The organism is Verrucomicrobiia bacterium, assembly GCA_036405135.1.
Lineage (GTDB): Bacteria > Verrucomicrobiota > Verrucomicrobiia > Limisphaerales > JAEYXS01 > JAEYXS01.
The window spans coordinates 210,131-216,765 of sequence record DASWYF010000037.1 but is presented as its reverse complement, the minus strand read 5'-3'; the positions used below and the strand labels follow the sequence as shown (position 1 = coordinate 216,765).

The window sequence follows — 6,635 nt, the reverse complement described above, 5'->3', positions numbered from 1 at the left end:
CGAACGGGAAGGCAATCCCGAGCGGCGCGCGTTCTACGAGCTATGCTGGCACTTGGGCGGTTCCCAGACGGATATCGCCAACTTGGTGGCTGAAGACATAGATTGGGAGGATTCCACTATTTGCTACTCGCGTCGAAAACTTGCGGGACTGGACGACACCCGCGTGAAGCCGCCCCTGATCAAGTTTGGTCCGAAATGCGCCGCCGTCCTGCGCAAACTGCCTGCCGCCGGGCCGCTATTCCCCTACTTGCGCGCTGTGCGCTGTGGAGATCGCGCGACGGAGTTTAAGCAAAGGTGTGACGGTCTGGCCATCACCGGGGTCACGCTGCATTCTTACCGCTACGCTTGGGCCGAGCGGGCCGCTCGAGGCGGCATGCCCGAACGGCAGGCCCAGCAATCCCTTGGACACAACAGCAAGGCTGTGCACCGCTCCTACGCTAAACGGGCTCAGGCGACGGTGCCCTCCTTGGAGGACTACGAAGCTGTCACGGAGAGGAAACTGCTGCGGGTGGAATTCGCAGGCTCCGCACAGATGGTAGCCACTGCTTCGGAACAGGCGGTGTAGCCAAGACAACGCCACCGCTACGAAGTAGTAGGTGGCGTTTGTAAAACAGGAGTGGCCAAGCACGTGGTGCATGCTTGGTCACTTCTATTTTACGACTTCCTGTATCGGTTGCGGTTGATCGCATCCCACCTCTTTTTTCGGAACGCGCACTTATCGACGGCGGGCCCGCGAAGTGTTTGCTCCATTTTTGGATCACACTGACGCAAAGCGTGAAAGAGTGCGTGTATCTCACGACTCGTCAGCATCACGTCGTATCTGCCATCACTAGCGACTTGGACTCGGGTGGCAGCCTCTGCCTTTAGTAAAAGGCAGACCACCGGGTAAGTGTGCTGCGGCCATCTTTTGGCCGTGGTCGTTTTGATCACAACTTCCACTAGGCCGTCAGGGGACCGGTATGGTGAATGATCTGGGAGTTCAGGGTTTTGGTTATGCGATACTGGCATATGTGTTTCTTGTTTTCTCAGCGTCGAGGTTGGTTATTCATCGTCGTGGACGCGACACGTTGATAAAATTCTGGTTTTGTCATGCTTGCACATCTGCTGAGTCGTTTGTAAACAAGCGAGGCTCGTGGGCGCGGCAAGCGGTGGCGATGGCAGGATTGCTTGGTGGTCATAAGATTATTGGTTTTTGGTTGGACAAAACAGCAGGCCGAAGGCTGCGAAAATGCTTTCGAGATGTGAAATGGTTTCTTCGGGAGCTACTCCAGCCTGTCCATCGAGGCGGCGAAGAGTGCGATAGTTTTTAAGCACGACTTGAATGACGTCGTCTGCACTGACGATAAGGTGCCACTGCAAGTTATCAGGGGAATTTTGAAGCTCCCGAAGTTCCAGAGCACTTCCAATTGCACTAAGTGCGCCCGCTGCATTGGCCCTCAAGAAAAATGCGGCCTCGGGAATTTCGAGCCAAACCCTCCGCAGAAACCGCGTGATACTGTCATAGTACAGAATTGGCGTTTCCCCTTCGATGTCGGGAAGCATCGCAAAACCGAAAGCCCCGCGGTCCCGCTTCAAATCAGCCTTCGCGAATATCTGCCTAACTTTTACCACTCCTTGTTCCTCAAGTTCCGCCTCCGAGATGAGAATAACTTTCCTCGATTTTCTTTGATCTGGAATCAGCCGATCATCGGTTGCGCATAGCTCGAAATTCGCCACGGCAAAAGTCCGTCGGACCTGGGTCATGAATGCCGTCTCCCGAGTTCTGCATTCATCGGCCACCACCCTCGCCGCCGCGTATGCATCGAGGAGCATCAACATGACAGCGGCGCGTGAACTGACGATCCGACTGCGAATGGCTGGCGGCCCTTCGATGATGGTCAAATTGTTTAGTTGTGCATAGAGATGGACGGGGCTGAATTGATTGGTGGCATGAAAGTAGAAAAACCACTCTGGAAAAATACTGCTCACCGCCTTGATGAATTCCCGCATCCGTCCATCGCTCAAGATTTGTGTGTAGTTCAATGTGCCTGTAAGCACTCGCGGGTAGATTATGTACCGTCCGAGTAGTTTGTTTTTCTCGCTGACTGGCAGCGCCCTGAGCTCGGCTACTTCGTCCCGAAATCGTTGCATTTCCATGTTTGTGAATTCTTCCTTCGTGAAGTTGAATACTCTTTTGGGTGTTGGTTTGATGGTCATTTTTTCCTTTTTGTTGTTTCGCTCTGTTCTTGAGCCCCTTCCAACTTTTGCCTCCGGCGGGCAGGAGCGCGTAGCGATCCAGACGCCCTTGGGAGTTCCCCTTTTGCTTCAGAAACAGAAAGCGTAGCCCAACCTTTTGAAGACCAATCGCAGGTGTGCAATTGCACCACACTCCCCGTTGCCCAAGAACCTCTCCAGTTCCAAAAGCTTCGGATAGCTAGTCATTAGGCAATGGAAGAGCTCCGTGACCTCCAACCGATCCACAGTCTCATTCTTTGGGACGAAGCACTTGATCAGCGGGATCAAGCCGTGCTCATCAAGTGTTAGCAGGAAGAGGCTCTCAGGAAGTTCTGTCAGGATTTTACCCGCCCACGCTTTTAGTCCAGGTGCGTCGCGTAGTGCTGAATTGTCAGCGTACTGAAGCCGAATGCTGCCACGCATGACACTGGCTGTCTTGGTGTCGCTGGTAGCGGCTGCGAACAGGGATCTGAGTTTGGAAATGTTCCCGTTGCAAACTTCCTCCTCCGTCACTACATGAACATAAGGCAACTCATGCTCTGTAGCCAGTTCCGGCTCAACCAAACTGAACAGTTGGATGTTCAGAGATTTCAACACATCCCAAAGCCTCCCGATCACTACCGCCCAAGGCGCACCACAGATTGCCGCCTCCGCGACTGCCCCCTCATATTGTGATAAAAGCAATGCGACGATTTCCTCTGCTGGGATTGAGAAGCAGTACGAGCCATCCGCATCATTGTTAGTGATCAGGACGTGTTGGCACTGGGCGGCCAGGTGGTAGAGTGCGTACGGAGGATCGAGGCGAAGAAAGAGCCAGTATGTTGGCCACTCACTTACTAGTTGCTTAACGTAAACGCGAAATATTGGGTTTGGTATCAGCTCATCTGGAGGCAGTGCAATCAAACCGGCAGCGTGCAGTTCGACCCGGCCGAGTTCGGCGATGAAATTGTGGCAATTCCGATACCTCGTTGGGTTGCACTGTTCATGAAATCGGCTGAGATCCAAATCATCTAGTTCGGCTTCGGTTAGGAAAAATACATTTGAATATGTCATGCACTTCCAGGCCCCATTAACCGCCGGGGCAAGGCCGCGCAGTGGCCATGGCTTTTCCTTCCCTCACTCAGCAGTTGAATTTTCCCTCCTCCTCGTGACGTCCAACCGTCGGGTCTGTCCAATTTGGCGGACAAAAGACTTGCTGAATCGCCGGGATTCAGCAGCATCAGAACCGCAATGAAGTCCTCCAAGTGAGGAACAAAAACTGAAGAAATTACTTACTTAACCAAACCATAATTTTCGCGTAGCTGCGGCTACAGGTCTCGACAGAAAACCGCCAAACTTTTCACGATAAGGGACCTTGCCTCAGTCACGCCCGCAATCGGGCGTGGCTTGTTGCATTCCTTTCTCGGGCACTTGGCGGTGCCTCTGTCGAGGGTGTGATGGGTCACGCTCCTACTTTTTGTGGGGCACTGTCGTTGTTCAGCTCGCCAAGGAGGCATATGAGCGACGAACTCTTCCGGGGAATGGTGGCCAGTTCACTGGCCATGAACCACTATCAGCAAGGGGTGATCACGGGCCAGCTGGAGGCCGTTCGCACCGGGATGAGCCGGGTGGAAACAGGGCTGGCGGGCGTGCATCAGGGGCTGTCCCAAGTGGCGCAAGAAGTCCGGGCCATCGCCGACGCCATGGCGCTGGCGCGCGATCAGCAGAATCTCCAGGCTTTCTGGCGGGAAAACATTTTCGTCATCCGCAAGGGTTTGGAAGCCGGGCAACGGGCCGTGGGTTCAGCCCCTCATCGCGCCTACTATCTTGCGGTTGGCTTTGAAGCCTACATGCAGCGGGAAGGACTTTCATCCCGCACGTTCGAGCAGATCAACGAAAAGGAATACTGGGATGCCACCCTCAAGCTTTGCTTTCAGGTCCGGCAGGAAGCCCGGGCCTTGCTGTCCGCCGAGGAGGCGGAGGCTATCGAGTTCGTCGTCATCGCCCAGAACAGCCGGGCACTCCTGTTCAAGCTGTGGTGCTGGGCACGGACCCTCGAACATCTGCGGCCATGGTGGATGCTCAAATCCAGCCTGCCCTCTGGAAACCCGCAGCTTAATGCCGAGTATCGCCGCCAACGTGAGCGGCTGTCCAAAATTTGCGGAATGGTGAACGGCTTGGCCACCGGCATGATGCAATCCGGCTGCCTTACCGTTATTGTTGCCGTGATCGTCGGGACCATCGCCGAAGCAGTGTTGCGAGGGAGCAGCATCCTTCTTATCGGTGGTTTTGGGGCCGCGCTCTACTTTCTCAACCGCTCCTATGGCCGCAAGCTGGCGCAAGTCGAAGCCGAGCTGGCCTATGTACCTCCGCCTCCGGCTGCTGCCGCCAACATCCTTACCGAAGTGAACTGGAATGTGGCCATCGACTGCACGCCCGAGGGCTGGCAGCGCGAGGCCGATGGACTCGCTGCCAAACTTCGCGAACTGGGACTGGAGGTCTCCGGCACCGAATCCGCCCATACTTTGGGCAGCCTGGTCGAACAGCTGGATGCCCAGATCGATAGCTGGCGCGAGCGACTGCTCTACTCCTAAACCCGAATCATCCCATGCCTATGAACAAACTGACTCTCATGATCCCACTGCTCGTGGCACTGGCCACGGGCTGCGCCAAACCACAACCTAAAGTGGACGACATCCAACGCGACCTTGGCACACGCACGCCTCCAGGCAGCGAGCTCAAGGTCACGCAAGTGACCGCTACCGATGATCCGGAGGGATTCATCCGGGTCGACTTCACCGCCGAAGTGACCTGCAAGGACAACCTCTATACGACAGAATCTCTACGGCAGCGCATCTCGACGGAGGAATGGGTCAAGTTGCAGGCTGCCGGGGACAAGGTGAACGCTTTGCCGGACGTTTATCGTGAGCGATTCCAGAGCATTCGCATCCCGGAACCAAAGGTGCTCGTGTTGCGAACAGCCAAAGGAACAGCAAAAGAAGTTACGGGCACTTATGCCGCTGTCCGCTTGGACAAAGGTTTCAAACTTCAAATTGGCCCGGTGTCTGGGGATTTCTCTTTTCCGGGCGAAACCCGTTCGGCGCTGGCGGAAGCGGTGGAGCCGGGTGAACCGGAGGCGCAAGCGATCGCGGGGATGCGCACGAAACTGAACGCAGCTCTTGCCGCCGCGGATGAGGCGGTGGCTGCCCATGAAAAGCACCGGCAGGAACAGGTCGCCAAGGCGAGGGCCGAGTTTATCAGCCAGTTCACCAAGCGAACGGCCATCTCCGGCGGGCGTGGTGCCGCCGCGAGCTGGAAACTGGCGGCCGACGGCCAGCTTAGTGGAACCATCAGTTGGCATACTCGTGGGCTGACCCGCCGCGTGTCTGGCCGCTTGGATGGCAATCTGCTGACGATGGACGAAACTAGCGTAGAGGAAAACGTAGAGAACCAGGAGGTGCCCGGGCGGGTGAGCTACTCGTTTGATTTCAACCAACTGTCGGGCACGCAGTTGATCGGTGTTTGCACGATGAACGGGCGCACCAGTTCCATTGCCTTCGACATGGCAACCGCCCGGGATGATTCGGAAACGGAGCGTCAGGAGATCTGGCGGGCTGATACTTTGCAGTCGCTCAACCAGAAACTAGTCAAGGGCATCAGCCTCCAAGGATACCTGATTGGAACCCACCTGGGAGGCCGTCGCCTCAGTGTCCGGCTGGCGGTGCAATGTGACGCCAGTGGAAGCGTTCGAGGCCTAATCGAATGGCCCGACCTCGGAGTCGAGCGAGTCCTGAGCGGGCAGCGCAGCGGTCCCGACAAGCTGACGTTAAGTTTCCAGCAGGTGGGCAAAAGGCCCGGGCTTCCCTACATCATGCTGGAACAGAACGAGCCGCTACTCATTGAAGGCAAGGGCCAGTTGGAATTTTCACTCGGGCAACGCAGACCAGAAGATAAGTTTCGCCTGGGCGGAAATGCGCGCTTTGAGTCGGCCACCCAAATCTGGGCGACGGATTGGACGGGCGAACTGGACCCGGCCTCAACCAAGGAGTTGTCAGCACTTCCGCCCATCGTTGCATGGGCTAGCAAGGCTCCGGCTGAACTGGAAAAGAACCTGTCCAAAGCCCGGATCTGGCGCGGTACATTAGCGTGGTTCCTCCACAACGAACTGCAACGTTTTCCTTTGGTGTTCAAGTTGGAACCAGCTAACGGCAGCAGCGTAACCGGCATTGTGGAATGGCCAACCTTGAAGGTAAGCAAAAAGCTTTCCGGCAGCATAGAGGGCAGCACGGTCCGACTCATGGAGACCGGGATGCATGAAGGAGATGAGTTCGGCGTAGCCATCGGAATCGAGTATGTTATGAGTTTGGATGTCGAGGGGAGTCTGCGTGGTGACATCAACCATTTTCTTGGCAAGGGGTGGTTGATCATCAAATGAGGACCGC

At 56.0% G+C, this 6,635-nt stretch carries 5 protein-coding genes; 3 read left to right on the top strand and 2 right to left on the bottom strand.

Annotated elements, in window-relative coordinates:
* The coding region (locus tag VGH19_18660) for a hypothetical protein (GenBank protein ID HEY1173398.1) at positions 1–565 on the top strand (565 nt) is incomplete at its 5' end.
* A 617-nt stretch (positions 566–1,182) separates the two neighbouring features.
* Here VGH19_18660 and VGH19_18655 read toward each other — a convergent pair.
* Together VGH19_18655 and VGH19_18650 are read right to left on the bottom strand one after the other, a co-directional pair.
* A complete protein-coding gene (locus VGH19_18655) occupies positions 1,183–2,196 on the bottom strand; it encodes a hypothetical protein (protein ID HEY1173397.1) in 1,014 nt (337 codons plus the stop codon).
* 108 nt (positions 2,197–2,304) lie between these two features.
* Entirely contained in the window at positions 2,305–3,267 is a 963-nt protein-coding gene (locus VGH19_18650; protein ID HEY1173396.1) for a hypothetical protein, read from the bottom strand.
* Between the two features lie 443 nt (positions 3,268–3,710).
* On the opposite strand from VGH19_18650, the gene VGH19_18645 reads away from it, so the two are divergent.
* Both VGH19_18645 and VGH19_18640 read left to right on the top strand, forming a co-directional pair.
* Positions 3,711–4,787: a hypothetical protein gene (locus tag VGH19_18645; GenBank protein HEY1173395.1), complete on the top strand. Its 1,077-nt coding sequence runs from the start codon at positions 3,711–3,713 to the stop codon at positions 4,785–4,787.
* 20 nt (positions 4,788–4,807) lie between these two features.
* Entirely contained in the window at positions 4,808–6,628 is a 1,821-nt protein-coding gene (locus VGH19_18640) for a hypothetical protein (GenBank protein HEY1173394.1), read from the top strand.
* Positions 6,629–6,635 lie beyond the last annotated feature (7 nt).